We start from the raw sequence: 26,210 nt of genomic DNA on the forward strand, positions 1-26,210 counted from the left end.
TTGTTACAGGCATTCGAGGAGCGCCGCCGTGACCACCGATCCCCGCACCGTGCCCGCGGCGCTGGATCGTCTCGCGCGCCGGCTGCCCGATCACGACGCCCTGATCACCGAGGACCGATCCTTCACGGCCGCCGCCCTGCGCGACGAGGTGCACCGGGCTGCCGCGGCCCTGATCGAGCTGGGGGTGCGGGCCGGCGACCGGGTGGCGATCTGGTCGCCCAACACCTGGCACTGGGTGGTGGCCTGCCTGGCGATCCACCACGCCGGGGCGGCCATGGTCCCGCTGAACACCCGCTACACCGCCGCGGAGGCCGGCGACATCCTGGCCCGCGTCGGCGCGCCGGTGCTGTTCGGCATGGGCAGGTTCCTCGGCCACGACCGCCTGGCCGACCTGGATCGCGCCGCGCTGCCCGCGCTGCGCCACATCGTGCGGATACCGATCGAAACCGACGATCCCGTTCCGGGCAGCTGGGACGAATTCATCGCGCACGGAACGGATCTCGGCGCGGTGGCCGAGCGCGCGGCCGCCGTGACGTCCGACGACGTCAGCGACATCCTGTTCACCTCGGGCACCACCGGCCGCAGCAAGGGCGTGCTGTGCGCGCACCGGCAGTCGCTGTCGGCGTCGGCGTCCTGGGCGGCCAACGGCAAGATCACCAGCGACGACCGCTACCTGTGCATCAACCCGTTCTTCCACAACTTCGGCTACAAGGCCGGCATCCTGGCCTGCCTGCAGACCGGCGCCACGCTGATCCCGCACCTGACGTTCGACCCGCTGCGCGCGCTGCAAGCGATCGAGCAGCACCGCATCACCGTATTGCCCGGTCCCCCAACGATTTACCAGACCCTGCTGGACCATCCGGCCCGCCGCGATTACGACCTGAGCTCGCTGCGCTTCGCGGTGACCGGCGCGGCCACCGTACCCGTCGTGCTGGTCGAGCGGATGCAGTCCGAGCTCGACATCGACATCGTGCTGACCGCCTACGGGCTGACCGAGGCCAACGGGATGGGCACCATGTGCCGCGCCGACGACGACGCGGTCACCGTGGCCACCACCTGCGGGCGCCCGTTCGCCGACTTCGAGCTGCGCATCGACGATTCCGGTGAGGTGCTGCTGCGCGGGCCCAACGTGATGCTGGGCTATCTCGACGACCCGGACGCGACGGCGGCGGCCATCGACGCCGACGGGTGGCTGCACACCGGCGACATCGGCGTTCTCGACGAGGCCGGCAACCTGCGCATCACCGACCGGTTGAAAGACATGTACATCTGCGGCGGATTCAACGTCTACCCCGCCGAGGTGGAGCAGGTGCTGGCCCGGATGGAGGGCGTGGCCGACGCCGCGGTGATCGGCGTTCCCGACGAGCGGCTCGGCGAGGTGGGCCGCGCGTTCGTGGTCCCCCGCCCCGGGGCTCAACTCGACGAGCAATCCGTGATCGCTTACACCCGTGATCATTTGGCGAATTTCAAGGCACCCCGGTCGGTGCGGTTCGTCGACGCGTTGCCGCGCAATTCCGGCGGCAAGGTGGTCAAACCACAACTGCGAGAGCTGGACTGATGGATCTTGATCTGGACGAGGGCACCCTGGCGTTTCGGGACGAGGTGCGGCAATTCCTGTCGGCCAACGCCGAGGCGATCCCAACGAAGTCGTATGACAACGCCGAAGGCTTTGAGCAGCACCGGCGTTGGGACCGGGTGCTCTACGACGCCGGGCTGTCGGTGATCACCTGGCCGAAGAAGTACGGCGGCCGGGACGCGCCGCTGCTGCACTGGGTGGTGTTCGAAGAGGAGTACTTCCGCGCCGGGGCGCCCGGCCGGGCCAGCGCCAACGGCACCTCGATGCTGGCCCCGACGCTGTTCGCGCACGGCACCGAGGAGCAACGCGACCGCATCCTGCCGAAAATGGCCAGCGGCGAAGAGATCTGGGCGCAGGCGTGGTCGGAGCCCGAGTCCGGCAGCGACCTGGCGTCACTGCGGTCCACCGCGACACCGACCGACGGCGGCTGGCTGCTGAACGGACAGAAGATCTGGAGCTCGCGGGCGCCGTTCGCCGAGCGGGGCTTCGGGCTGTTCCGGTCCGACCCCAGCGCCGAGCGGCACCATGGCCTGACCTATTTCATGTTCGACCTGAAGGCCGAGGGCGTCACGGTGCGGCCCATCGTCCAGTTGGGCGGCGACACCGGGTTCGGTGAGATCTTCCTCGACGACGTCTTCGTGCCCGACCGGGATGTGATCGGCACCCCGCACCAGGGCTGGCGGGCGGCGATGAGCACGTCGAGCAACGAACGCGGCATGTCGCTGCGCAGCCCGGCCCGTTTCCTGGCCACCGCCGAGCGGGTGGTGCGGCTGTGGCAGGACCGCGGGTCACCGGCCGAGTTCGCCGACCGCGTCGCCGACGGCTGGATCAAGGCGCAGGCCTACCGGCTGCAGACCTTCGGCACGGTGACCCGGCTGGCCGCCGGCGGTGAGCTGGGCGCCGAATCGTCGGTGACCAAAGTGTTCTGGTCGGACCTCGACGTCGAATTGCACCAGACCGCCCTGGACATCCTGGCCGCCGACGGCGAACTCGCCGGCCCGTGGACCGAGGGGCTGCTGTTCGCTCTGGGCGGCCCGATCTACGCCGGCACCAACGAGATTCAGCGCAACATCATCTCCGAGCGGTTACTGGGGCTGCCGCGCGAGAAGTCCGGGAGCAAGAAGTGAAATTCGCGCTAGACGAACAGCAGCGGGACTTCGCGGCCAGCATCGACGCCGCGCTCGGCGCGGCCGACCTGCCCGCGGCGGTGCGCGCCTGGGCGGTGGGCGACACCGCGCCCGGCCGCAAGGTGTGGGAGCAGCTGGCCAACCTCGGCGTCACCGCGCTGGCGGTGCCGGAGAAATTCGACGGCATCGAGGCCGAGCCGATCGATCTGGTGGTGGCCATCGAGCGGCTCGGGCGCTGGTGTGTGCCCGGCCCGGTGGTCGAATCCATCGCCGTGGCACCGGTATTGCTGGCCGGCGACGAGCACGCCGAACGCTGCGCCGCTCTGGCCTCCGGTGAGCTCATCGCCACCGTGGCGCTGCCGCCGCAGGTGCCGCGGGCCGTCGACGCCGAGGAGGCCGGGCTGGTACTGCTCGCCGACCAGGACGGGGTGGCCGAGGCCGCCGCGGGCCGGCAGCACGCGTCCGTCGACCCCAGCCGCCGGCTCTACGACGTAGAGCCGACCGGCGACCGCTGGCAGGCGGACGTCGGGCGCGGCTACGAATTCGGCGCGCTGGCCACCGCTGCCCAGCTGGTCGGTGCGGCCGAGGCGCTGCGCGACGCGGCGGTCGACTACGCCAAGCAGCGCACCCAGTTCGGCCGCGTGATCGGCTCGTACCAGGCGATCAAACACAAGCTGGCCGACGTGCACATCGCGATCGAACTGGCCCGGCCGCTGGTGTACGGCGCGGCCCTGACGCTGCAACCGCGGGACGTCAGCGCGGCCAAGGCGGCGGCGTCCGACGCGGCCCTGCTGGCGGCGCGCTCGGCGCTGCAGACCCACGGCGCGATCGGTTTCACCCAGGAACACGACCTGTCGCTGTTGCTGTTGCGGGTGCAGGCGGTGCGGTCGGCGTGGGGTCCGCCGCAGGTTCACCGGCGGCGAGTGCTGGAGGCGCTATGAGTGCGATCAGTGAAGAACGGCAGATGCTGCGCGAGACCGTCGCCGCGCTGGTGGCCAAGCACGCCGGTCCGGCGGCGGTGCGCACGGCGATGGAGTCCGAGCGCGGTTACGACGAATCGCTGTGGCGGCTGCTGTGCGAGCAGGTCGGCGCCGCGGCGCTGGTGATCCCCGAGGAGTTGGGCGGCGCCGGCGGTGAATTGGCCGACGCGGCAACGGTTTTGCAGGAGCTGGGCCGCGCCCTGGTGCCCTCCCCGCTGCTGGGTACCACGCTGGCCGAGCTGGCGCTGCTCGGCGCCGCCGAGCCCGACACCGCCGCGCTGCAGGCCCTGGCCGAGGGCAGCGCGATCGGCGCGCTGGTGCTCGACCCCGACTACGTGGTCAACGGGGACATCGCCGACGTGGTCATCGGCGTCGAGGACGGCCGGCTGAGCCGCTGGACCGGCGTCACCGCGCAACCCGTGACCACCATGGACCCGACCCGGCGGCTGGCGCGGGTCCGGGCGCAGCAGACCGAGCCGATCGGCACCGACCCGGGCCTGGCGGACACCGCGGCCGTCCTGCTGGCCGCCGAGCAGATCGGCGCCGCCGAGCAGTGTCTGGCGCGTACCGTCGAATACGCCAAGGACAGAGTGCAATTCGGCCGGCCGATCGGCAGCTTCCAGGCGCTCAAGCACCGGATGGCCGACCTCTACGTCACCGTCGCCGCGGCCAAGGCCGTGGTCGACGAGGCCTGCCTGGATCCCTCGCCCACCAACGCCGCCACCGCCCGGCTGGCCGCCACCGAGGCGCTGAATGTCGTGGCCGCCGAGGGCATCCAGTTGCACGGCGGCATCGCGATCACCTGGGAGCACGACATGCACCTGTACTTCAAACGCGCACACGGCAGCGCGCATCTGCTCGACACGCCGCAACAGCTGCTCACTCGGCTCGAACCGGAGGTGCTCGCGACACCGTGACCGACCGCGTCTCGCTGCGCGCCGGCATCCCGCCGTTCTACGTGATGGATGTCTGGCTGGCGGCCGCCGAAAGGCAGCGCAGCCACGGCGATTTGGTCAACCTGTCGGCGGGCCAGCCCAGCGTGGGCGCACCCGAGCCGGTGCGCGCGGCCGCGGCGGCGGCCGTGCATTCCAACGAGCTGGGCTACTCGGTGTCGCTGGGCACGCCGGAGCTGCGGGCCGCGATCGCCGCGGACTACCGGCGCCAGCACGGGCTGGAGGTGGAGCCCGACGCGGTGGTGATCACCACCGGCTCCTCCGGCGGGTTCCTGCTGACGTTCCTGGCCTGCTTCGACGTCGGCGACCGGGTGGCGGTGGCCAGCCCCGGCTACCCGTGCTACCGAAACATCTTGTCGGCGTTGGGATGTGAGGTGGTGGAGATCCCCTGCGGGCCGCAGACCCGGTTCCAGCCCACCGCGGCGATGCTCGCCGAACTCGACCCGCCGGTGCAGGGCGTCATCGTGGCGAGCCCGGCCAACCCCACAGGAACCGTGATCGCGCCGGAGGAGTTGGCCGCCATCGCGTCCTGGTGCGAGGCGTCCGGGGCCCGCCTCGTCAGCGACGAGGTCTACCACGGCCTGGTCTACGAGGGGGCGCCACCCACCAGCTGCGCGTGGCAGACCTCGCGGAATGCCGTGGTGGTCAACAGCTTTTCGAAGTACTACGCGATGACCGGCTGGCGGCTGGGCTGGCTGCTGGTGCCGGTCGAACTGCGCCGCGCGGTGGAATGCCTGACCGGCAACTTCACCATCTGCCCGCCCGTGCTGTCGCAGCTGGCCGCGGTGGCCGCCTTCACCCCCGAGGCCACCGCCGAGGCCGACGGCCACCTGCACCACTACGCCAAGAACCGCGCGCTGCTGCTGGACGGCCTGCGCGGCATCGGCATCACCCGCCTGGCCCCCACCGACGGCGCCTTCTACGTGTACGCCGACGTCTCGGACTTCACCGACAACTCCATGGAGTTCTGCTCGAAGTTGTTGGAGCAGACCGGCGTTGCCATCGCACCCGGGATCGACTTCGACACCACACGGGGCAACTCGTTCGTCCGGCTGTCCTTCGCCGGCCCCACCACCGACATCGAGGAGGCGGTGCGACGGCTGGGCTCGTGGCTGCGCGCCCGCTAGCCAAATCCCGCCCTCAGGCGTCCAGCACCTGCTCGATGCGCGCCAGCAGCGCGCCGCGCTGGCCGATCCCGTCCACGTCGATGCCGAACCGCTCCCCGAGCACGTCGAGCACCGCGTCCGCGTCGTCGAGGCGGATCTTCTCGCTGCCCTGCGCGCGGTGCACGGTCAGCTCGCGCCCGGCCAGATTCCACCGGGCGTCGGCGGTGGTCAGCGCTACCATCAGCCCGGTGACGAACATCGACGACGGGTGGGTGGAGACGTACCAGCTGCCCACCAGCAGGTCGATCTGCGGCACGGTGCGGGTGCCGAACACGTACAGCGGCTGCCATTCATCGCGCACCAGGGCCTGCAGCACCAGGCCCTCGCCGCGGTCATCGAGCCGGTAGGGCTCGTGGGTGGTCTGCTGGGAGTTGCCGGTCTCGAAACGGATGGGCGAGGGCAACGTCTGACCACCGAAGCCGACGTCGACCAGGTAGGCGCCCTGCGAGCCCGGGAACGTCACCGCCAACACCGTGTGCGTCTGGGCGCGCGGCGGCGTGTCGGGCGGCTGCATCCACACCACCCGGCCGGCCAATCGGCGCACCCGGAAACCGATTTCGGCCAGCGCGTAGCCCAGCAGGCCGTTCTGCTCGTAGCAGTAGCCGCCGCGGCGCCGGTGGACCAGCTTGTCGGTCAGCGCCGCCGGGCTCAGGTCGTCGACCGGCACCCCCATCAGCGGGTCGAGGTTCTCGAACGGGATCGACCCGGTGTGCGCGGCCATCAGGGCCCGCAGCACCTCGAGGTTGGGCGCGGCCTTGCCGCCGTAACCGATGCGGTCGAAATACGCGCCCAGATCCAGCGTCATGCCACCATTGTCCGCGCCCGGCGCGTTACAGCCAGGTGTCCTGGGTGGTGGTGGTCAAAAACGCCTCCAGGTCGTCGCGCCACTGCGCCGGGGTCGTCTTGTCCGGCTCGATCCCGGTGTATTCCCCGCGATAGAACAGCAGCGGCCGCGGCTTGATCTTCGGTGCTTCCGAAAGGGATTGGACCGCACCGAACACCACGAAGTGATCGCCCCCCTCGTGCACCGAGGCCACGGTGCAGTCGATGTGGGCCAGCGCCCCGTCGATGATCGGCGAGCCGAGTTCGGAGGGATGCCAGTCGATGCCGGCGAACTTGTCGGGTTCCTTGGAACCGAACCGCGCCGAGACGTGCTTCTGCTTCTCGGTCAGCACGTTGACGCAGAATCGGCCGGTGGCCTCGATGGCCTTCCAGGACCGCGACACCTTGGTGGGGCAGAACAGCACCAGCGGCGGGTCCAGCGACAGCGCCGCGAAGGACTGGCAGGCGAAGCCGACGGGCACCTCGTCGTGCACCGTGGTGATGATGGTGATGCCCGTACAGAACTGGCCCAGCACCTGCCGGAAGGTCCGCGGATCGATCGGCGCAGCCATGGTCAGCCGCGCATGCCGACCGTGAAGTCGTGGCCCCACAGGCTGACCGCCGTGCTTTCCCGGGCGACCCAGTCGTCGTCTTCGACTTGCCTTCCCTCGCAACCGAATTCGACGTCGAAGCCGCCCGGCGTCTTCATGTAGAAGGACAGCATCAGGTCGTTGACGTGCCGGCCCAGGGTGGCCGACATGGGCACCTTGCGGCGCAGCGCCCGGTCCAGGCACAGCCCCACGTCGTCGGCGTTCTCCACCTCGAGCATCAGGTGCACGATTCCGCTCGGCGTGGGCAGCGGCAGGAACGCCAGGCTGTGGTGGCGCGGGTTGCAGCCGAAGAAGCGCAACCAGGCGGGCGCGCCGTCGGCGGGCCGGCCGACCACCTGCGGCGGCATCCGCATCGAGTCGCGCAGCTTGAACCCCAGCACGTCGCGGTAGAAGTGCAGCGACTCCTCGTCGTCCCGGGTGGACAGCACCACGTGCCCCAGGCCCTGCTCGCCGGTGACGAACTTGTGCCCGTACGGGCTGACCACCCGGCGGTGTTCGAGGGCCACCCCGTGGAACACCTCCAGGCAGTTGCCCGACGGGTCGGAGAACCGGATCATCTCGACCACCCGGCGGTCGGCCAGCTGCGCGGCGGTGGCCTCCTTGTACGGGACGCCCTCCATGTCGAGCCGATCCCGGATCTCTTGCAGGCCTTCGGCATTCGCGCATTCCCAGCCGGCCTCCAGCAGGTGGTCGCGCTCGCCGGGCACGATCACCAGCCGGGCCGGGAAATCGTCCATCCGCAGATACAGGGCGCCTTCGGTGTCGCCCTTGCCCTCGACCATGCCGAGAACCTTCAGGCCGTAGTCGCGCCAGGCCGCCATGTCGGTGGCCTCGATGCGCAGATAGCCCAGCGACCTGATGGCTCCGTTGCTCATCACGCACCTCCCAGGAAATCGATGGTGAGCTTGTTGAACTCGTCGAATTTCTCCACCTGCGCCCAGTGCCCACACTGCCCGAACACGTGAAGCTGGGCGCGGGCAATCGTTTTCAGCGCGACCAGCGCGCCATCGAGCGGGTTGACCCGGTCCTCGCGACCCCAGATCAGCAGCACCGGTTGGCGCAGCCGGTGCACCTCGCGCCACATCATGCCCAGCTCGAAGTCGGCCCCCGCGAACGACATTCCCATCGCCCGGGTGGCCGCCAGCGATTCCGGCGTGCTGGCCAGCGCGAACCGCTCGTCGATCAATTCGTCGGTGATCAGCTTCTGGTCGTAGACCATCACCCGCAGGAACGCCTCGAGGTTTTCCCGCGTCGGCTCGGCGGAGAACTTTCCCAGCCGTTTGACGCCCTCGGTGGGGTCGGGCGCGAACAGGTTGATGCTCAACCCGCCGGGGCCCATCAGTACCAGCCGCCCGGCCTTGTCCGGGTAGTCCAGGGCGAACCGCACCGCGGTGCCCCCGCCCAGCGAATTGCCCACCAGCGGAACGCGTCCCAGCTCCAGCTGCTCGAACAGCCCGTTGAGCGCCCGGGCGGCGTAGCGGTTGAACTGTCCGTGCTCGGCGCGCTTGTCGGACAGGCCGTAGCCGGGCTGGTCGACGGCCAGCACGTGGAAGTGCCGGGCCAGCACCGGGATGTTGCGGCCGAAGTTGGTCCAGCTGGCCGCGCCCGGGCCGCCGCCGTGCAGCAACACCACCGTGCGCCCGGTGCCCTTGAAGGACAAACCGGCCTCGTGGTAGTGCAGCTTGAGCGGCCCGTCGACGTCGACTTCGGCGAAGCGCGAGGTCGACTCGAACGTCAACTCCTCGGTCGCGGTCATACCATCGTGTCGCCCGGCGGCAACCCGAACTCGTGGTTTCCGAAGATCTGGTAGGCCCGCTCGGGGTCGTTGGCCGCGTGCACCCGGCCGGCGTGCGCGTCACGCCAGAAGCGTTGCACCGGTTGGTCATTGGCCAACGCGGTGGCCCCCGAAGCCTCGAACAGCCGGTCGATGGAGGCGATCGCGCGCCCGGTGGCGCGCACCTGGTCGCGGCGGGCCCTGGCGCGCAGTTCGAACGGGATCTCCTTGCCGGCGGACAGCAGCGCGTACTCGTCGGCCACGTTGCCGGACAGCTGGCGCCACGCCGCGTCGATGTCGCTGGCCGCCTCGGCGATGCGGACCTTGGCGAACGGGTCGTCCTTGGCCTTCTCGCCGGCGAACGCCGCGCGCACCCGCTTGCCCTGATGCTCGACGTGGGCGGCGTACGCCCCGTATGCCATGCCGACGATGGGCGCCGAGATGGTGGTGGGATGCATTGTGCCCCAAGGCATCTTGTATACCGGCGCGGTGTTGGTCTCATAGCCGCCGGCGGTGCCGTCGTTCATCGCCTTGTAGGACAGGAACCGGTGCCGCGGCACGAACACATCCTTGACGACGACGGTGTTGCTGCCGGTGCCGCGCAGGCCGACCACGTGCCACACGTCGTCGATGCGGTACTCGCTGCGCGGGATCAGGAAGCTGCCGAAGTCGACCGGGCGGCCGTCCTTGATCACCGGGCCGCCGAGGAACGCCCAGGTGGCGTGGTCGCAGCCGGAGGACCAGTTCCACGAACCGTTGACCAGGTAGCCGCCGTCGGTCACCACGCCCGCGCCCATCGGCGCATACGACGAGGAGATCCGCACGTTGGGGTCCTCGCCCCAGACCTCCTCCTGGGCCTGCTGGTCGAACAGGGCCAGGTGCCAGTTGTGCACGCCGATGATCGAGCTCACCCAGCCGGTGGAACCGCACGCGCTGGCCAGCCGGCGGACCGCCTCGTAGAACAGCGTGGGGTCGCACTGCAGCCCACCCCACTGCTCGGGCTGCAGCAGGGTGAAGAACCCGACGTCCTGAAGGTCGGCTACGGTCTCGTCGGGCAGCCGGCGCAGATCCTCCGTGGCCTGAGCGCGCTCCCGAATCCGCGGAAGCAGATCGTCGATGCCCGCCAAGACGGACTGGGCATCACGCTGTTGAATGGACGTCACTAGGTTTGCCTTCCTGGGCCAAACTTACTCAGCGGACTTACCCCAGAGACTAGAACACGTTCCGATTCGTGTCGAGCAGGGTATTCCTGCGGCTGGTAGCGATACGAATCCGCTTTTCTGTAACATGTTCTAGTTGCCCGTGGCGATCGCAAGAGCGGCGGAGCCGGTCGCAGCGGGTCGACACGTTTTGCCACGAAAGGAAGGGACGGGCCTTGACCGAGGCTGATTCGGCCCAAGCACTCGACGAGCCGCTCGGTGACCACGTCCTCGAACTGCAGATCGCCGAGGTCATCGCCGAGACCGACGACGCGCGGTCGCTGGTGTTCGCGGTGCCGGACGACGACGGAGACCCCGACATCCCGCCCGAGCGGCTGCGCTACGCCCCGGGCCAGTTCTTGACGCTGCGGGTGCCCAGCGAACGCACCGGATCGGTGGCGCGCTGCTATTCGCTGTGCAGCTCACCGTTCACCGACGACGCGCTGACCGTGACGGTCAAGCGGACCGCGGACGGCTACGCGTCCAACTGGCTGTGCGACAACGCGCGCCCGGGGATGCGGATCCACGTGCTGGCGCCGTCGGGCAACTTCGTGCCCAAGACGCTGGGCGACGACTTCCTGTTGATGGCCGCGGGCAGCGGGATCACCCCGATCATGTCGATCGCCAAGTCGGCGCTGTCGGAGGGCAGCGGGCGGGTGACTCTGCTCTACGCCAACCGCGACGAGCGTTCGGTGATCTTCGCCGACGCGCTGCGCGAGCTGTCCGCCAAATATCCCGACCGGCTCACCGTGCTGCACTGGCTGGAATCGCTGCAGGGCCTGCCCAGCGTGACCGCGCTGGCCCAGCTGGCCGCCCCCTACACCGACCGGCCGGTCTACATCTGCGGCCCGGGCGCCTTCATGGACTCGGCGCGTGAGGCCCTGGAAACGCTGAAAGTGCCTGCGGCGCAAATACATATCGAGGTGTTCAAGTCGCTGGACTCCGACCCGTTCGCGGCGGTCAAGATCGAGGACACCGCCGAGGGCGATGAGCCGCCGGCCACCGCGGTGGTGGAGCTCGACGGGGAAACCCACACCGTGTCGTGGCCGCGCAACGCCAAGCTGCTCGACGTGCTGCTGGCCAAGGGCCTCGATGCGCCGTTCTCCTGCCGCGAGGGCCACTGCGGCGCGTGTGCCTGCACCCTGCGCAAGGGCCAGGTCAGCATGGAGGTCAACGACGTGCTCGAGCAGCAGGACCTGGACGAGGGCCTGATCCTGGCCTGTCAATCTCACCCGGAATCTGATTCGGTGGAAGTCACCTACGACGACTAGTCGCGGGTTAAGTTCACCGGTGGGATCACAGGGAAGGGAAGCAGCGATGATGCGGCTGGTGTCGGGCTTCGCGGTGGCGGCGGCGCTGCCGATGTTTCTGCCCGCCGGGGTGTGCGCCGCCGCCAGCAACACCGCTACCACGCTGTTCCCGCTGGACGGTCCCAACCAGCTGGAGACCCGGGCCCTGCTCAACTGCTTCAAGTCCGACGGCCACTGCGATTTCACCGCCGGGGCGGACATGCTCACCCCCGACGGTGTGACCGGCTTCCCGCCCGGCCTGTGGGCCCGGCAAACCAGCGAGATCCGGTCCTCCAACCGGCTGGCCTACCTCGACGCGCACGCCGACGGCCAGTACGAGCGGGTGCACAAGTCGATGGGATCCGACGAGATCACCACCATCTACATGGGCGAGGGCCCGCCGGACAAGTACGAAACCCATGGCCGCATCGACTCCACCGACTGGCAGACCGGCCAGCCCAAGACCGACAACAACGTCATCCTGTGCACCCACATCCAGGTGGTCTACTCCGGGGTCAACATCACCTCGCCCAGCACCTGCGCGGTGACCACCTTCTCGTGACCTATTCCGGGTAGACGCCGGTTTCGAGGTCGTCCAGCAGGCCGGGGCCGACGGGCTGCCACCCGAAGCGCCGCTGGGTGAGCGCGCTGGACGAGGGCTGGTCGACGGCGAAGACTTGGCCGAGCGGACCGAAGGCGTCGGCCGGGGCGGACTCGACGGGCACGCCGAGCCGGCGGCCGATCACCTCGGCGATCGCGCGCAGCGGAACGCCCTCGTCCCCCACCGCGTGCAGCACCGAGCCGGCTGGGGCCTGCTCGAGGGCGAGCCGGAACAACGCCGCGGCGTCGTCGCGATGCACTGCCGGCCAGCGTTGGGTGCCGTCGCCGGCGAAGGACGACACGCCGCGCTGCCGGGCGAGCTGGATCAGGATGCCGGCCAGGCCGTAGCGGCCGCCGGCATCGTGCACCGCGCGCGGCAGCCGCACCACGGCCGAGCGGACACCGCGCCCGGCCAGCTCGACGACGGCCTGGCCGGTGCGGCCGCGCCCGGCCAGCGGCCCGTCGGCGATGAAGGGGTCGTCCTCGGTGCTCACCGATCCGGGCCGGGCCGGGGTCCCGCTGGCCAGCACCAGCGGTTTGCCGGTGTCGGCGAGCGCGGCCCCCAGCGCGTCGATCGCGCGGGCCTCGTCGGCGATCGCGTCCCCGACGTCGCTGAAGTCGTGTGAGAAGGCCAGGTAGGCGACGCCGTCGGTGTCGACGGCCGCCTTCTGTAGGACGTCGAGGTCGGCGATGTCGCCGCGCAGCGGTTCGGCGCCGAGTCCGCTGACGGTTGCGGCCGAAGCCTCGGAGCGGGCCAGGCCGATGACGTGATGACCGGCGGCGAGCAATTCTTTGACGACGGCCGAGCCGATTCCTCCGCTGGCGCCGGTGACGAGTACGCGCACGAGCTGCTCCTTCGAGTGATGAGACAATGGTCCCATCACCCTACACCAGTGACGGGACAAAGGTCGCATCACTAAAGTGGGGCCATGGCTCGCTGGGAACCCGACGCGCGCGCACGCCTGGTCGCCGCGGCGCTGGACCTGTTCAACGAGCGCGGCTACGACCAGACGACCGTCGCGGAGATCGCCGAGCGCGCCGGCCTGACGAAAAGCACGTTCTTTAGACACTTCCCGGACAAGCGGGACGTGCTGGCCGCCGGCCAGGACGCCATCGCCCAACTACTCCGCGAGGGCATCGCCGCGGCGCCCGCCGACGCGACACCGCTAGCCTTGGTGTGCTCCGGCCTGAAGTCGGCAGCGGCGGCGTTCACGCCGTTCAACAAGGAGCTCGCGCCGCGGCTCAGGGCCGCGATCGCCGCCAGCGCCGAGCTGCAGGAGCGCAACGCGCTCAAGCAGATCGGGCTGGCCCTGGCGGTGTCCGAGGCGCTGCAAGCACGCGGCGTGCCCGAACCGGCGGCGGCGTTGGCCGCCGAGCTGGGCGCGCTGGCGTTCAAAACCGCCTACGCCCGCTGGGCCGAACCGGACGAAAGCGGCGACCTGGGCGACATGGCATGCCAGGCGCTGCGCGAATTACACGCTGCCGCAGCCGATCTCGGTTAACGCGGCAGACCCAGCAGCCGCTCCGCGGCGACGGTGAGCAGAATCTGCTCGGTGCCGCCGGCGATGGTCAGACAGCGGGTGTTCAGGAAGTCGTACACCGCCCGGTTGTGCACCAGGCCGCCGCCCTCGGACACATCCATCGTGTATTCGGCCAGCGCCTGGCGGTAGCGCACCCCGATGAGTTTGCGCACGCTGGACTGCGCGCCGGGGTCCTGGCCACCGACGGCGAGCTGGGCGATCCGCTGGTCCAGCAGCGCACCGGTCTGCGCGGTGACGATCAACCGCCCCAGCCGATCCTGCTGAGCGCTGTCGAGGGGCAGCGTCGACAGCAGCTCGAGCAGCTCCTCCATCGGGTTGCCCAGCGCCGTGCCGCTGGCCATCGCGACCCGCTCGTTGGCCAGCGTCGTGCGGGCCAGCCGCCAGCCGTCGTTCACCTCGCCGACCACCATCTCGTCGGGGACGAACACGTTGTCCAGGAAGACCTCGTTGAACAGCGAGTCACCGGTGATCTCGCGCAGCGGGCGGATCTCGATGCCCGGGGCGCTCATGTCCACCAGGAAGTAGGTGATGCCCTTGTGTTTCGGCGCATCCGGATCGGTGCGGGCCAAACACACCCCCCAGCGCGCCTTGTGCGCCGCCGACGTCCACACCTTCTGCCCGGTCAGCAGCCAGCCACCGTCGGTGCGTACCGCCTTGGTGCGCAGCGAGGCCAGGTCGGAGCCGGCGCCGGGCTCGGAAAACAGCTGGCACCAAAGGAATTCGCCGCGCAAGGTGCCGGGCACGAAGCGCTCGATCTGCTCGGGTGTGCCGTGCTCGAGAATGGTCGGCGCCGCCCACCACCCGATCACCAGGTCGGGACGGGCCACCCCGGCGGCGGCCAGCTCCTGATCGATCAGCAGTTGCTCGGCCGGCGAGGCGCCGCGTCCGTACGGCGCCGGCCAGTGCGGGGCCTGCAGCCCGGCCTCGGCCAGCGCGGCCTGCCGCTGCTCGGCGGGCAGCGCGGCGATGCGGGCGACGGCCTCGGCGATCTGGGGCCGCTGGTCCTCGACCTCGGTCAGGTCGATACCCAGCCGGCGGCGCACGCCCGCCTGGGTGAGCGCGGTGATACGGCGCAGCCAGCGTTCCGCCCCGCCCAGGAAGCGGCCGATGGCGTGTGCACGGCGCAGGTACAGGTGGGCGTCGTGTTCCCAGGTGCAGCCGATGCCGCCGAGCACCTGGATGCAGTCCTTGACGTTGGCCTTCACCGCGGTGATGGCGGTGGCCGCGGCCAGGGCCGCCGCGAGGGAGAACTGGGCCGGGTCGTCCTCGGCGGCCGCGCGGGCGGCGTCGGCGGCGGCCACCTCGGCCTGCTCGGCGCGGCACAGCATTTCGGCGCAGAGGTGTTTTATGGCCTGGAAGCTGCCGATCGGCTTGCCGAACTGCTCGCGGACCTTGGCGTAGTCGACGGCGGTCTGCAGCGACCAGCGGGTGATCCCGGCGGCCTCGGCCGCCAGCACGGTCGCGGCCAGCTCCTCGACCCGCTCGGGGGTTTGCGCCAGCACGGTGGCCGGGGCCGAGTCCAGCACCACCCGCGCCAGCGGCCGGGAGAAGTCGGTCGCGGCCAGCGGCTCGATGTGCACGCCGTCGCTTGCGGTGTCGACCACCAGCCACCTGCCGTCGGCCGGCAGCAGCAGCACCCCGCCGTCGGCGGCACCCAGCACGAACGGCAGCGTGCCCGAGGCCGTCGACGCCGCCCCGTCGAAGGTGATGTCGCCCTGCAGCGCCAGCCCGGCGAACCGCTCGCCGGCGGCCAGCGCGGCCAGCAACTCGGCATCGGAGAGCACCAGGGTGGCCAGCGCGGTGGTGGCGACCGGACCCGGGATCAGCGCCTTGGCCGCCTCCTCGACCATGGCGCACAGGTCCTCGACGCTGCCGCCCGCCCCGCCGGCCTCTTCGGGAACCGCCACCCCGAAAATGCCCAGCTCGGCCAGCCGGGCGAACACCGGCCGCCAGGCGTCGGGGTTGCCCTGCTCGACGTCGCGGATGGCGGCGGTCCCGCCGGGCCCGGTGCTGGCGTTGCGGGCCCAGTCGCGCACCAGGGCGCGCGCGGCGAACTGCTCGTCGGTGACGGTCGCTACCACCGTGGGGACCTCCGCGTCCTTGACTCGACGTGACCAGGCGCCCGGCACCCGTGTCCTGATTGTCCGATCTCGCCGCGAGCGGGGACATCCGCGCCACGTGTTGGCGCGCAACTCGCTCACCGGAGACTAGAACGTGTTCTAATAGTGCCAGTGATCGACCGTCAAGTCGAACGCCATCGCAGCAGCACATGCGCTTGTCCCCGGCGGTACGGAGGTGGGAAATTCACACGCAGAATGCGTATCGTTTGCAGACGAACCGCCCGGAACAGGAGCACACCGCCACATGCCAGCTAGGGCCACTTCGAAGGCAGAGTCGAAGGCCGATTCCAGCCGCGTCTCCGACTCGCAGCCGCGCGAGGTCATGAACGTGGCGGTACTGGCGGAGTCCGAACTCGGCTCGGAGGCGCAGCGGGAACGCCGCAAACGCATCCTGGACGCCACCATGGCGATCGCCTCCAAGGGCGGCTACGAGGCGGTCCAGATGCGCGCGGTGGCCGATCGCGCCGACGTCGCGGTGGGCACGCTGTACCGGTATTTCCCGTCGAAGGTGCACCTGCTGGTGTCCGCGCTGGGCCGCGAGTTCAGCCGCATCGACGCCAAGACCGACCGCGCGGCGCTGACCGGGGGCACCCCGTTTCAGCGGCTGAACTTCATGGTGGGCAAGCTCAACCGGGCCATGCAGCGCAACCCGCTGCTGACCGAGGCGATGACGCGGGCCTACGTGTTCGCCGACGCGTCGGCGGCCAGCGAGGTCGACCAGGTGGAGAAGCTCATCGACTCGATGTTCGCCCGCGCGATGGCCGACGGCGAACCCACCGAGGACCAGTACCACATCGCCCGGGTGATCTCCGACGTGTGGCTGTCCAACCTGCTCGCCTGGCTGACCCGGCGCGCCTCGGCCACCGACGTCAGCAAGCGCCTCGATCTGGCGGTGCGGTTGCTGCTCGGCGAGCACGGCTAGGCCGGCGGACCGGCGGTACGGCCGCGAATCAGCTCGGTGTCGAGCAGCTCCACCACCGGCAGGCCCGACCGTGCCGGCTTGAGCAGCAGCTCACCGGCCCGGCGGCCCTTGTGCAGGCTGGACTGCGACACCGTGGTCAGGCCCCGGCTGATCGCGTCGGGCACGCCGTCGAATCCGGTCACCGTCAGCTGCCCGGGCACGTAAACACCATGGGCGCGTAGGTAATCCATGGCCGACAGGGCCAGGATGTCGGCGGTGCACATCAGCGCGGTGATCCGCGGGTTGGCCTCCAGCGCCACCTTGGCGGCCGCGCCGCCCGACTCGGGCAGGTGTTCGTAGCTCTCCACCACGGTCAGCGAATCCGGGTCGACGCCGGCGGCCGTCATCGCCTCCCACACCCCGGTGATGCGCTCGCGCTGCACGTCGAAGGCGGGCGAACGCAGCCGTTCGGCGTCCACCAGGCCCTGGCGGCGGTCCCGGCCCAGCCGCATGGTCAGCAGCCCGATCTCGCGATGCCCCAAGCCGAGCACGTAGTCGGCGAGCTCCCGCATCGCCGCGCGGTCGTCGATGCCCACCCGCGACACCCCGGTCAGTCCCTTGGGCTGGTCGACCACCACCACCGGCAGCCGCCGCTGCAACACGGCCTGCAGGTAGGGGTCGTCGTCGCACACCGAATACACCACGAAGCCGTCCACCCCGGCCGACAGCACCGCCGCGGTTCCCTCATCCAGGCTGCGGCTGGGCCCGACGGCGACCAGCAGCAGCCCCTGCCCCAGCGCCTCGCAGGACTGCGCCACCCCGGTGACGAAGTCGCGGGCGGCGGGGTCGCTGAAGAAGTAGGTCAGCGGTTCGGCCATCACCAGTCCGACCGCGCCGGCCTTGCGGGTCCGCAACGACCGCGCCACCGGGTCGGGGCCGGGGTAGCCCAGCCGCTTGGCCGTCGCGAGCACCCGCTCACGCAGGTCCGCGGACAGCTGATCGGGCCGGTTGAAGGCGTTCGACACCGTCGTGCGCGAGACCTTGAGTTCGTCGGCCAGCGACGCCAGAGTCGCCCGCCGGCGCGGGGTGGGACTCACGCTCGGTGACGCTACAGCGGATCGGTGCGCTCGCGTACGCGCTTCTCCGGCCGGCTTTGTAATGGAAACGATTTTCATTAGTATTGTGCATCGGCTGGCTGGCCGGCGGGAGGACATCGGACGTGGGCACGGCACTGACGCGGGACGCAACGCGGGTCGGCCGCACGACGCGGTGGCTGGCGACCGTGCTGGCGGTGACCGGCTGGGCGGCGCTGACCGGGTGCACCGGTCCGGCGCATCCGCACGCGACCGCCGTCGTCGCGTCCACCGACGTGTGGGGCAGCGTGGCGCGGGCGGTGGCCGGCGGCCACGTGGCGGTCGCGTCCATCCTGAGCGGGTCCGACCAAGACCCGCACTCCTATGAGGCCAGCCCGTCGGATGCCGCCGCGATCGCCGACGCCGGCCTGGTCGTCTTCAACGGCGGCGGCTACGACGGCTGGGTCGACGACGTGCTGGCGCATCATCCCGGCGTCGCGCGGGTCGACGCCTACGCGTTGCTGCCCGACGCCGGCCGCCCCCGAAACGAGCACGTGTTCTACCACCTGGGCGTCGCCAAGGCGGTGGCCGCCGCCGTCGCCGACCGGCTGGCGGCGATCGACCCGGGCAACGCCGCGGACTACCGGCGCAATGCGGCCGCGTTCGGCCGCGACGCCGACGCCATCGCCGGCATTGAGCACACCATCGCGGCCGCCCACCCCGGCGGCTCGGTCGTCGCCACAGAGCCGGTCGCCTTCTACCTGCTCGAGGCGTCGGGCCTGGTGAACCGGACGCCGCCGGCGCTGGAAGCGGCCGTCGAGAACGAGACCGACCCCGCGCCCGCCGACCTGGCGCGGGCCCTCGACCTGCTCGACCGGCGCCAGGTGTCGGCGCTGGTGGTCAACCCGCAGACGTCGGCGTCCGCGGTCAACGGCCTGCGCGAGGCCGCCCGGCGCGCCGGCGTCCCGGTCGTCGAGGTCCGCGAGACGTTGCCCGACGGCGCGGATTACCTGAGCTGGCAACGCAATACGGTGGGCCAGCTGCAGACGGCGCTGCAACCCGTACGGTCGTTGCAGCCGTGAGCCTGCAGGCCGCCGCGGCCGTCGACCACGACGCCGACACCGTCTCGCTGCGCGGCGCCCGGCTGGCGTTCGGCGACCGGGTGCTGTGGGAGGACCTGGACCTGTCGGTGTCGCGGGGCGAGTTCGTCGCGGTGCTCGGCCCGAACGGCAGCGGCAAGACGTCGCTGCTGAAGGTGCTGCTGGGCCAGCTGCCGCTGAGCGCCGGGGTGGGGCTGGTGGACGGCAAGCCGATCACCTCGGGCAGCGGGCGCATCGGCTACGTGCCGCAACACCGCCCGATGGAGCGCGACGTGATGCTGCGCGGACGCGACCTGGTCCGGCTGGGCCTGGACGGCGGGCGCTGGGGCGCCGCGCCGCTGCGGCCCCGGGAGCGGGCCCGCCGCCGCGCCACGGTGGACCAGGCGCTGCGCCAGGTCAACGGCGAACACCTGGCGGACGTGCGGGCCGGGGTGATGTCGGGCGGCGAGCTGCAGCGGATGCGCGTCGCCCAGGCCCTGGTCAGCGACCCGCTGCTGCTGCTGTGCGACGAGCCGCTGCTGACCCTGGACCCCGCCAACGCCAAGCTGGTGTCGGCGCTGCTGGAGCGTCGCCGCCGGGACGCCGCGACCACGGTCATCGTCGTCACCCACGAGATCAACCCGATCCTTCCGTACGTGGACCGGGTGCTGTATCTGGTCGACGGCCGATTCCGGATCGGCACCGTCGAGCAGGTGATGAACAGCGAGACGCTCTCGGCGCTGTACCGGGCCGACATCCAGGTGGTGAAGGTCAAGGGCGGCTACGTGGTGGCCGGCGAGCACACCGACGGGCACGGCTGATGGAGCATCGCCTCGCCGACATGGCCGACCACCTGTTCTCCTTCGACATCACGGTGCACCTGCTGGGCCACGACTTCGTGCAGCAGGCGCTGGTCGCGGCGGCCCTGCTGGGTTTGGTGGCCGGGCTGATCGGGCCGTTCATCGTGATGCGGCAGATGTCGTTCGCGGTGCACGGCTCCAGCGAATTGTCGCTGACCGGGGCCGCGTTCGCGCTGCTGGTCGGGATCGGCGTCGGGGTGGGCGCGCTGATCGGCAGCGCGCTGGCGGCCGCGCTGTTCGGGGTGCTGGGCCGGCGCGCCCGGGAACGCGACTCGGTGATCGGCGTGGTGCTGGCGTTCGGGTTGGGGCTGGCGGTGCTGTTCATCCACCTCTACCCGGGTCGCACCGCGACCAGTTTCGCGTTGCTGACCGGCCAGATCGTCGGGGTCGGCTACACCGGGCTGACCATGCTGGCGCTGGTGTGCCTGCTGGTGATCGCCGTGCTGGCGACGTGTTACCGCCCGCTGTTGTTCGCCACCGTCGACCCCGACGTCGCCGCCGCGCGCGGGGTGCCGGTGCACGCGCTGGGCATCGTGTTCGCGGCGCTGGTCGGTGTGGTGGCGGCCCAGGCGGTGCAGATCGTCGGCGCGCTGCTGGTGATGTCGCTGCTGATCACCCCGGCGGCCGCGGCGGCCCGGGTGGTCGCCTCGCCCGGGGCTGCGATGCTGGCCTCGGTGGCCTTCGCCGAGGTGTCGGCGCTGGGCGGGATCGTGCTGTCGCTGGCGCCGGGCGTGCCGGTGTCGGTGTTCGTCGCGACCATCTCGTTCCTGATCTATCTGGCCTGCTGGCTGATCGGGCGCCGCCGGGAGGCCGCCACCTAAGCTGGGCGGGTGGCCGGTATCGACCTCAACGCCGACCTGGGCGAGGGCTTCGGCGTCTGGCGCCTCGGTGACGACGACGCCATGCTCGGCATCGTCAGCAGCGCCAACGTGGCGTGCGGTTTCCACGCCGGCGACCCCGCCGGGCTGCTGCGGGTGTGCCGGTCGGCCGCCGAGCGCGGGGTGCGAGTCGGCGCGCAGGTCAGCTACCGCGACCTGGCCGGGTTCGGCCGGCGTTTCATCGACGTCGCCGCCGACGAGCTGCTCGCCGACGTGGTGTACCAGATCGGCGCGCTGCAGGCGATCGCGCACGCGGCGGGTTCTTCCGTGTGCTACGTCAAACCGCATGGCGCGCTGTACAACACGATCGTGACGCACCCCGCGCAGGCCGCCGCCGTGGCCGAGGCGGTCCGGCTGGTGGACCCCGGCCTGCCGGTGCTGGGCATGGCCGGCTCAGTGTTTTTCGACGAGGCCGCCCGCCGCGGTCTGCGGGTGGTCGCCGAGGCGTTCGCCGATCGGGCCTACCGGCCGGACGGCCGGCTGGTCTCCCGCCGGGAACCGGGCGCGGTGCTGGCAGACCCGGCGGCCATCGCCGAGCGGGTGCTGGCCATGGTCGAGACCGGGGCGGTCACCGCCGTCGACGGCACCCGGCTCGCGCTGAGCGTGGAATCGGTTTGCGTGCATGGCGATTCGCCGGGGGCGGTGCAGATCGCCACCGCGGTGCGCGATCGCCTGCGGGCGGCCGGCGTCGAGATCCGGGCGTTCTGCTGATGCGGCTCAGGCTCGGTCGCCCCGACATCACCCGCTACGCCGACAGGTTCGACGTGCCCGCGGCCGGCCCCGGTGGGCTGTCGGTGACCTGGCTGGGGGTGGCGAGCCTGCTGATCGACGACGGCTCGTCGGCGCTGCTGACCGACGGCTACTTCTCCCGGCCCGGCCTGGCCCGGGTGGTCGCCGGCAAGGTGTCGCCGTCGCCGCCGCGCGTCGACGGCTGCCTGGCCCGGGCCAAGGTGTCCCGGCTGGAGGCCGTCATCCCGGTGCACACCCACTTCGACCACGCGCTGGACTCCGCGCTGGTGGCCGACCGCACCGGCGCGCTGCTGGTCGGCGGAGAGTCCGCGGCCAATGTCGGACGCGGCTATGGGCTGCCCGAGGACCGCATCGTCGTCGCGGCCGACGGCGAGCCAATCCGGTTGGGCGCCTTCGACGTAACGCTGGTCAAGTCCCACCACTGCCCGCCCGACCGGTTCCCCGGCGTGATCGCGGAGCCGCTGATCCCGCCGGCGCGGGCGTCGGCGTACCGCTGCGGCGAGTCCTGGTCGACACTGGTGCGGCACCGGCCGACGGGGCGCCGGCTGCTGATCTGCGGCAGCGCCGGATTCGTGCCCGGCGCGCTGGCCGGGCAGCGCGCCGGGGCGGCCTATCTGTCCGTCGGGCAGCTGGGGCTGCGGCCGCGGTCGTACCTGGACGAGTATTGGGACCAGACCGTGCGCACGGTCGGGGCGCGCCGGGTGATCCTGATCCATTGGGACGACTTCTTCCGTCCGCTGTCAAAACCGTTGCGGGCGTTGCCTTATGCGGGCGATGACCTGGACTCCTCCATCCGCGTCCTGGACGAGCTCGCCGAGCGCGACGGTGTCGCGCTGCACCTGCCGAGCGTGTGGCGACGCGAAGACCCTTGGGCGTAAAGCGTTTTCGATGGCATTGACCGTTGCGCTGGTGCTGCTTGCGGTGGTGCTCGGGTTCGCCGTCGCGCGCCCGCGGGGTTGGCCGGAGGCGGTGGCGGCGGTGCCGGCGGCGCTGCTGCTGGTGGGTGTCGGCGCGATCCCGGTCGCCGCGGCCGAACAGCAGATCGCCGACCTGTCCGGGGTGGTCGCCTTCCTGGGCGCGGTGCTGGTGCTGGCCAAGCTGTGCGACGACGAGGGCCTGTTCGAGGCGGCGGGTGCGGCGATCGCGAGGGGCCGCGTCGGGTCGGCCGGCATGCTGCGGCGGGTGTTCGTCATCGCCTCGGCCATCACCGCGGTGCTGAGCCTGGACGCCGCCGTGGTGTTGCTGACCCCGGTGGTGCTGGCCGCGGTGCGCCGTCAGCGCACCGCGGTGCGGCCGTACGCCTATGCCACCGCCCACCTGGCCAACGGCGCCTCGCTGTTGCTGCCGGTGTCCAACCTGACCAACCTGCTGGCCTTCCACACGGCCCAGCTGTCGTTCACCAGGTTCACGCTGTTGATGGCGGCGCCGTGGCTGGCCGCGGTGGCCACCCTCTACGCCGTCTTCCGCGGGTTCTTCGCCAAGGACCTGCGGGTGCAGCCCGACCCGGCGGCGCTCGGCGCGCCGCCGCGCCCGCCGGTGTTCGTGTTGGTGGTGGTCGCACTGACGCTCGCCGGGTTCGCGGTCGCCCAGTCGGTGGGGATCGCCCCGGCGTGGGTGGCGCTGTGCGGCGCGTCGGTGCTGGCGGTGCGCAGTCTGGCCCGCGGGCACACCACGGTGACGGAGATCGCGCGCTCGGTCCACGTGTCGTTCCTGGTTTTCGTGCTGGCGCTGGGTGTGGTGGTGCAGGCCGTCATGCGCAACGGGATGGACCGGGCGATGTCGGCGCTGCTGCCGTCGGGCTCGGGCCTGCCCGCCCTGCTCGCGATCGCCGCGACGGCCGCGGTGCTGGCCAACGTCGTCAACAACCTGCCGGCGACGCTGGTGCTGCTGCCGCTGGTCGCGCCGGCCGGGCCGGTGGCGGTGCTGGCGGTGTTGATCGGAGTGAACATCGGCCCCAACCTGACCTATGTCGGTTCGCTGTCGAACCTGTTGTGGCGCAGGGTGTTACGTCAACACGGCGTGGACGCCGGGGTGGGCGAATACACCCGCCTCGGCGTGTGCACGGTGCCGGTCTCGCTGCTGGTGGCCGTGCTGGCGCTGTGGGCGTCGGCGCGGCTGCTGGGCGGCTAGCTTTCGCGGCCGGCCGGCCTGGAGCGGATGATGGTGGCCAGTTCGTCGCGCGACTGGGCGCCCACCCGTTGGCAGGCCCGGTAGATATGGCCCTCCACGGTGCGCACCGACATCACCAACCGCTCGGCGATCTGGCGGTTGGACAGGCCGGCGACGGCGAGTTCGATGACGTCGCGCTGCCGGCCCGATAGCTTGAGCCCCGCCGGGGTCCGCAACGCCGGCGTGCACAGGCCGCCGCATTCCTCGGCCAGCTCACCGGCCAGGGCCGCCGCATACCGCCCGCGCTGGTGCTGCTGCCCCTCGACGAACGCGGCGGAGGCCTGCGCGGCCGCGTCGGCGGCGGCCGCCGCGTCGCCGATCGCCCGGTAGGCCGCCGCGACCGTCAGCAGGGCCTCGCCGTTGCCGGCCCGCAGCGCCTCGGCGTGGCAGGCGATGGCGTCGGCCAGCGGCAGCGACAGCGCGTCGGCCAGCGCGCGGGCGCGCACCGCCCCCGCGGCGTCCCCCCATTGCGCCGCGGCTTGGATGCAGGCCAGTTCGTGGGTGGGCTGGCCGCGGTCGCGGGCGAGCCGCGCCGCCGCCTGCGCGGTGGCGACGGCCTCGCGCAGCTGGCCGCCGGCGGCCAGCGCCCAGCCGGTGGCCAGCGCCAGACCGGTGTGCATGAACAGGAAGTCCGGCGGCACGCAGGATCTCGCCCCGGCGATCGCCTCGTTGGCTTGCGCCGGGTGCCCGAGCCTGCCGTGCGCCTCGGCCAAGGCGAAATAGCTGGCCGGCCGCAAACCGCTGGTGACTTCGTGTATCTGCGCACCGGCGAGCGCTTCCTGCACCAGCCGGGCCGCCTCGGCCGCGGCCCCGCGGGCCAGCTCGGCGTTGCCCAGCAACAGGGCCAGGTTCGCATACGCCAAACCGGGGACGTCACGGGCCGAGTCGGCCAATCGTCTTGCGGTGCTGACGAATTCGTCGATGCGTCCGGTCAGCCGGCACGCCCGCCCGTACACGGCGCCGAACCAGAACCGCATGTGTGACGCCTCGAACGACGTCGTCGCGCGGCGCAGCGCCTGCTCGGCCACCGCGGTCAGGTCGTCGACCTGTCCCAGCGCCCCCATCGCCATGATCAGCGCCAGCGACGCCATCATCGCGTGGAAATCCGGCAGCGACTCGGAATCCAGTGCGGCCCTTGCCCGTTCGGCGGCGAGCTGACAGCGCGCGGCCACCGCGTCCAGGCAGGCCTGCACCGCGCAACGGGCCGCGGCCTGCGCCGGGGTCTCGGGCCGCGCGGCGAGGCCGTCGAGGACCAGCGCGGCATCGGCCGGCCGGCCCAGCATCCACACCAGGTTGGCCGCGCGCACCGTCGCCCAATAGTGCCGGTCGGACGCGTCGCCGTCGGCGCCGTCGGTGATGGCCCGCAACGCCTCCTCGGCCTGCTCGCCCCGGCCGAGCAGCACCAGGTTCATCGCCCGCACCCCGGCGGCGCCGGGCGCCCCGGCCCGCGCGGCGGCGTTGGCCAGCCGGTCGGCCAGGTCCAGGTCCAACAGCGTCATCGCGTGCCGCGCCGACTCCAGGTACAGCTCGGGTTGCGGGTCCAGGTCGGACTCCAGGGTCAGCAACGCCCGGCGCACCGTGGCCTGCATGTCGGCGTCTTGGTCCTGCGCCAGCCGGGTCGCCAGCCGGCCCCGGATCGTCGACAGGTACATCTCGCCGGCGCCGGCCCGGCGGAGCTCACCGAACAGCGGGTGCGCGAGCCGGGCCATCAAGGCGCGCGGGGTGCGTTCGACGGTCACCAGTCCCATCGCCTCGGCCGCAACTAGGTCTTCTCGAGATGCCAAGTCGCACAACAGGTCTACCGGCAGCGGCTCGCACTGCGACAATGTGTCCACCACCAGCGCCAGCGGTGGGGTGAGCCGGCCCAGCTGGCGTCCCACCGTGTCGGACAGGCTGGCCGAGACGGCGACGTCGCCGTCCCACATCCACACCCCGGCCACGCGGCGCATCCGCCCGGCGGCCATCTGGTCGCTCAGCAGCTGCCGCAGAAACAGCGTGTTGCCCCCGGTGAGCCGCCGGAACCGCGCCGCGCACCGCGCATCGACCGGGCCACCCAGCGTGCTCTCGATCACCTCGCGGGTCGCCGCGGCCGAAAGTGGTTCCAGATCAAGGCGAGTCAGCAGGTCGTCCTTCCACAGCGCCGTCACGGCGTCGGGCTGGTGGCTGCCGGTGCGCACCGTCACCACCAGCCGGACCCCGCCGGACTGCGCCAGCTGGTGCACCACCAGGGCCGACAATCCGTCCAGCAGGTGCGCGTCGTCGACGCCCACCACCACCCGGCCCCGGCGTTGCCGGGCCACGAACGTCTCGATCACCCGCCGCACGCTGGTGAGCGGCTCCGACATCGCGTCGCCGAGCAGGCCGATGAACGCCCCGAGCGGCAGGGCCTGGGCGGACTGGGTGCCGACGATCCATTTGATCTGCTCGCCCGACGCCCCGGCGCGCCGCAGCGCCGCACGGGCCAGCCAGGTCTTGCCCACGCCGGCGGCCCCGGCGATCACCACCCCGCGGTGGTGGTCAGCCCCGTTCAGGGCGCGGCGAATGGCGGCCAATTCGCTGTCGCGCCCAATCAGCAGCTCGCCGCCGATCACGCGGCGAGCATAGCCGCGCGGGGGCGCCGCGCGGGCGGGATTGCCCGCCTTCGGTCGCGCGGCCGCGGGACCGGCGGCGGCGCGGCCACCCGAGGTGGAGTACCCGACTACGCTATCGGCGCCCGCCGGTGCCCGTGAGCATTGTTTTTGT

General features: G+C 71.4%; 24 protein-coding genes. 15 read left to right on the top strand and 9 right to left on the bottom strand.

Annotation, left to right across the window (positions count from 1 at the left end; all coding sequences use genetic code 11):
• Positions 1-28 precede the first annotated feature (28 nt).
• Genes fadD3 through H7I87_RS06605 form a run of 5 tightly spaced genes read left to right on the top strand, consistent with a single transcriptional unit; the run spans position 29 to position 5,763 of the window.
• Complete coding sequence (gene fadD3 / locus H7I87_RS06585) at positions 29-1,558, top strand: 3-((3aS,4S,7aS)-7a-methyl-1,5-dioxo-octahydro-1H-inden-4-yl)propanoate--CoA ligase FadD3 (RefSeq protein WP_011723664.1); 1,530 nt, start codon at positions 29-31, stop codon at positions 1,556-1,558.
• Positions 1,558-2,703: an acyl-CoA dehydrogenase family protein gene (locus tag H7I87_RS06590; protein WP_003875662.1), complete on the top strand. Its 1,146-nt coding sequence runs from the start codon at positions 1,558-1,560 to the stop codon at positions 2,701-2,703. The genes fadD3 and H7I87_RS06590 overlap by 1 nt, the downstream gene beginning before the upstream one ends.
• Positions 2,700-3,644, top strand: coding sequence for an acyl-CoA dehydrogenase family protein (locus tag H7I87_RS06595; RefSeq protein WP_009974779.1), 945 nt, complete (start codon positions 2,700-2,702; stop codon positions 3,642-3,644). Before H7I87_RS06590 ends, H7I87_RS06595 begins: the two co-directional genes overlap by 4 nt.
• Positions 3,641-4,600 carry an acyl-CoA dehydrogenase IpdE2 gene (gene ipdE2, locus H7I87_RS06600; RefSeq protein WP_009974778.1) on the top strand — a complete coding sequence of 320 codons (960 nt, stop codon included), beginning with the start codon at positions 3,641-3,643 and terminating at the stop codon, positions 4,598-4,600. The genes H7I87_RS06595 and ipdE2 overlap by 4 nt, the downstream gene beginning before the upstream one ends.
• On the top strand, positions 4,597-5,763 hold the full coding sequence (locus H7I87_RS06605) for a pyridoxal phosphate-dependent aminotransferase (RefSeq protein ID WP_009974777.1): 1,167 nt from the start codon (positions 4,597-4,599) through the stop codon (positions 5,761-5,763). Before ipdE2 ends, H7I87_RS06605 begins: the two co-directional genes overlap by 4 nt.
• Positions 5,764-5,776: 13 nt before the next feature.
• Here H7I87_RS06605 and H7I87_RS06610 read toward each other — a convergent pair whose 3' ends face one another.
• The 5 genes from H7I87_RS06610 to hsaA are packed head-to-tail and all read right to left on the bottom strand — an operon-like array spanning position 5,777 to position 10,172.
• Positions 5,777-6,607: an arylamine N-acetyltransferase family protein gene (locus tag H7I87_RS06610; protein ID WP_011723663.1), complete on the bottom strand. Its 831-nt coding sequence runs from the start codon at positions 6,605-6,607 to the stop codon at positions 5,777-5,779.
• Between the two features lie 25 nt (positions 6,608-6,632).
• The gene (gene hsaB, locus H7I87_RS06615) at positions 6,633-7,196 is read right to left on the bottom strand and encodes a 3-hydroxy-9,10-secoandrosta-1,3,5(10)-triene-9,17-dione monooxygenase reductase subunit (RefSeq protein WP_003875657.1); all 564 of its coding nucleotides are present in this window, start codon (positions 7,194-7,196) and stop codon (positions 6,633-6,635) included.
• A 2-nt stretch (positions 7,197-7,198) separates the two neighbouring features.
• Positions 7,199-8,110 carry an iron-dependent extradiol dioxygenase HsaC gene (gene hsaC, locus H7I87_RS06620; protein ID WP_003877120.1) on the bottom strand — a complete coding sequence of 304 codons (912 nt, stop codon included), beginning with the start codon at positions 8,108-8,110 and terminating at the stop codon, positions 7,199-7,201.
• Positions 8,110-8,991, bottom strand: a complete 882-nt coding sequence (gene hsaD, locus H7I87_RS06625; RefSeq protein WP_003875655.1) for a 4,5:9,10-diseco-3-hydroxy-5,9,17-trioxoandrosta-1(10),2-diene-4-oate hydrolase — start codon at positions 8,989-8,991, stop codon at positions 8,110-8,112. The genes hsaC and hsaD overlap by 1 nt, the downstream gene beginning before the upstream one ends.
• Positions 8,988-10,172 carry a 3-hydroxy-9,10-secoandrosta-1,3,5(10)-triene-9,17-dione monooxygenase oxygenase subunit gene (gene hsaA / locus H7I87_RS06630; protein ID WP_011723662.1) on the bottom strand — a complete coding sequence of 395 codons (1,185 nt, stop codon included), beginning with the start codon at positions 10,170-10,172 and terminating at the stop codon, positions 8,988-8,990. Before hsaA ends, hsaD begins: the two co-directional genes overlap by 4 nt.
• A gap of 212 nt (positions 10,173-10,384) precedes the next feature.
• Here hsaA and H7I87_RS06635 point away from each other — a divergent pair, with 212 nt between their 5' ends.
• Together H7I87_RS06635 and H7I87_RS06640 are read left to right on the top strand one after the other, a co-directional pair.
• Positions 10,385-11,479, top strand: a complete 1,095-nt coding sequence (locus H7I87_RS06635; RefSeq protein WP_011723661.1) for a ferredoxin--NADP reductase — start codon at positions 10,385-10,387, stop codon at positions 11,477-11,479.
• Between the two features lie 46 nt (positions 11,480-11,525).
• A complete protein-coding gene (locus H7I87_RS06640) occupies positions 11,526-12,059 on the top strand; it encodes a hypothetical protein (RefSeq protein ID WP_011723660.1) in 534 nt (177 codons plus the stop codon).
• 1 nt (position 12,060) lies between these two features.
• On the opposite strand, the gene H7I87_RS06645 is transcribed toward H7I87_RS06640, so the two are convergent.
• Positions 12,061-12,942 carry an SDR family oxidoreductase gene (locus H7I87_RS06645; protein WP_011723659.1) on the bottom strand — a complete coding sequence of 294 codons (882 nt, stop codon included), beginning with the start codon at positions 12,940-12,942 and terminating at the stop codon, positions 12,061-12,063.
• An 84-nt stretch (positions 12,943-13,026) separates the two neighbouring features.
• Here H7I87_RS06645 and H7I87_RS06650 point away from each other — a divergent pair, with 84 nt between their 5' ends.
• Positions 13,027-13,599, top strand: coding sequence for a TetR/AcrR family transcriptional regulator (locus tag H7I87_RS06650; RefSeq protein WP_011723658.1), 573 nt, complete (start codon positions 13,027-13,029; stop codon positions 13,597-13,599).
• On the opposite strand, the gene H7I87_RS06655 is transcribed toward H7I87_RS06650, so the two are convergent.
• A complete protein-coding gene (locus tag H7I87_RS06655; RefSeq protein WP_011723657.1) occupies positions 13,596-15,719 on the bottom strand; it encodes an acyl-CoA dehydrogenase family protein in 2,124 nt (707 codons plus the stop codon). The two genes, H7I87_RS06650 and H7I87_RS06655, sit on opposite strands and share 4 nt — an antisense overlap.
• A gap of 367 nt (positions 15,720-16,086) precedes the next feature.
• On the opposite strand from H7I87_RS06655, the gene kstR reads away from it, so the two are divergent.
• The gene (gene kstR / locus H7I87_RS06660; protein WP_009974770.1) at positions 16,087-16,680 is read left to right on the top strand and encodes a cholesterol catabolism transcriptional regulator KstR; all 594 of its coding nucleotides are present in this window, start codon (positions 16,087-16,089) and stop codon (positions 16,678-16,680) included.
• On the opposite strand, the gene H7I87_RS06665 is transcribed toward kstR, so the two are convergent.
• Positions 16,677-17,756: an Rv3575c family transcriptional regulator gene (locus H7I87_RS06665; protein ID WP_011723656.1), complete on the bottom strand. Its 1,080-nt coding sequence runs from the start codon at positions 17,754-17,756 to the stop codon at positions 16,677-16,679. The genes kstR and H7I87_RS06665 overlap by 4 nt on opposite strands.
• A 122-nt stretch (positions 17,757-17,878) precedes the next feature.
• Between H7I87_RS06665 and H7I87_RS06670 the strand changes: the two genes are divergently transcribed.
• The 6 genes from H7I87_RS06670 to H7I87_RS06695 are packed head-to-tail and all read left to right on the top strand — an operon-like array spanning position 17,879 to position 23,429.
• Positions 17,879-18,814, top strand: a complete 936-nt coding sequence (locus tag H7I87_RS06670; RefSeq protein WP_011723655.1) for a metal ABC transporter solute-binding protein, Zn/Mn family — start codon at positions 17,879-17,881, stop codon at positions 18,812-18,814.
• Positions 18,811-19,632 (top strand): metal ABC transporter ATP-binding protein, encoded by an 822-nt coding sequence (locus tag H7I87_RS06675; RefSeq protein ID WP_011723654.1) that lies wholly within the window; start codon positions 18,811-18,813, stop codon positions 19,630-19,632. The genes H7I87_RS06670 and H7I87_RS06675 overlap by 4 nt, the downstream gene beginning before the upstream one ends.
• A complete protein-coding gene (locus tag H7I87_RS06680) occupies positions 19,632-20,492 on the top strand; it encodes a metal ABC transporter permease (protein WP_011723653.1) in 861 nt (286 codons plus the stop codon). The genes H7I87_RS06675 and H7I87_RS06680 overlap by 1 nt, the downstream gene beginning before the upstream one ends.
• Positions 20,493-20,501: 9 nt before the next feature.
• Positions 20,502-21,260: a LamB/YcsF family protein gene (locus tag H7I87_RS06685; protein WP_011723652.1), complete on the top strand. Its 759-nt coding sequence runs from the start codon at positions 20,502-20,504 to the stop codon at positions 21,258-21,260.
• Positions 21,260-22,177, top strand: a complete 918-nt coding sequence (locus H7I87_RS06690; RefSeq protein ID WP_011723651.1) for an MBL fold metallo-hydrolase — start codon at positions 21,260-21,262, stop codon at positions 22,175-22,177. The genes H7I87_RS06685 and H7I87_RS06690 overlap by 1 nt, the downstream gene beginning before the upstream one ends.
• 10 nt (positions 22,178-22,187) lie before the next feature.
• A complete protein-coding gene (locus tag H7I87_RS06695) occupies positions 22,188-23,429 on the top strand; it encodes an SLC13 family permease (RefSeq protein WP_011723650.1) in 1,242 nt (413 codons plus the stop codon).
• On the opposite strand, the gene H7I87_RS06700 is transcribed toward H7I87_RS06695, so the two are convergent.
• Positions 23,426-26,059 carry a helix-turn-helix transcriptional regulator gene (locus H7I87_RS06700; RefSeq protein ID WP_011723649.1) on the bottom strand — a complete coding sequence of 878 codons (2,634 nt, stop codon included), beginning with the start codon at positions 26,057-26,059 and terminating at the stop codon, positions 23,426-23,428. The two genes, H7I87_RS06695 and H7I87_RS06700, sit on opposite strands and share 4 nt — an antisense overlap.
• Between the last annotated feature and the right edge of the window lie 151 nt (positions 26,060-26,210).

The sequence above is a fragment of the Mycobacterium timonense genome, assembly GCF_025821985.1.
GTDB classification, from domain to species: Bacteria; Actinomycetota; Actinomycetes; order Mycobacteriales; family Mycobacteriaceae; genus Mycobacterium; species Mycobacterium avium.

What these genes read in the sequence shown, in the direction of transcription:
- hsaC (WP_003877120.1), bottom strand. Translation starts at nt 8,110, where the DNA reads ATGAGCAACGGAGCCATCAGGTCGCTGGGCTATCTGCGCATCGAGGCC.
- H7I87_RS06610 (WP_011723663.1), bottom strand. Translation starts at nt 6,607, where the DNA reads ATGACGCTGGATCTGGGCGCGTATTTCGACCGCATCGGTTACGGCGGC.
- H7I87_RS06640 (WP_011723660.1), top strand. Translation starts at nt 11,526, where the DNA reads ATGATGCGGCTGGTGTCGGGCTTCGCGGTGGCGGCGGCGCTGCCGATG.
- hsaD (WP_003875655.1), bottom strand. Translation starts at nt 8,991, where the DNA reads ATGACCGCGACCGAGGAGTTGACGTTCGAGTCGACCTCGCGCTTCGCC.
- H7I87_RS06690 (WP_011723651.1), top strand. Translation starts at nt 21,260, where the DNA reads ATGCGGCTCAGGCTCGGTCGCCCCGACATCACCCGCTACGCCGACAGG.
- H7I87_RS06695 (WP_011723650.1), top strand. Translation starts at nt 22,188, where the DNA reads ATGGCATTGACCGTTGCGCTGGTGCTGCTTGCGGTGGTGCTCGGGTTC.
- H7I87_RS06590 (WP_003875662.1), top strand. Translation starts at nt 1,558, where the DNA reads ATGGATCTTGATCTGGACGAGGGCACCCTGGCGTTTCGGGACGAGGTG.
- H7I87_RS06680 (WP_011723653.1), top strand. Translation starts at nt 19,632, where the DNA reads ATGGAGCATCGCCTCGCCGACATGGCCGACCACCTGTTCTCCTTCGAC.
- hsaB (WP_003875657.1), bottom strand. Translation starts at nt 7,196, where the DNA reads ATGGCTGCGCCGATCGATCCGCGGACCTTCCGGCAGGTGCTGGGCCAG.
- ipdE2 (WP_009974778.1), top strand. Translation starts at nt 3,641, where the DNA reads ATGAGTGCGATCAGTGAAGAACGGCAGATGCTGCGCGAGACCGTCGCC.
- H7I87_RS06650 (WP_011723658.1), top strand. Translation starts at nt 13,027, where the DNA reads ATGGCTCGCTGGGAACCCGACGCGCGCGCACGCCTGGTCGCCGCGGCG.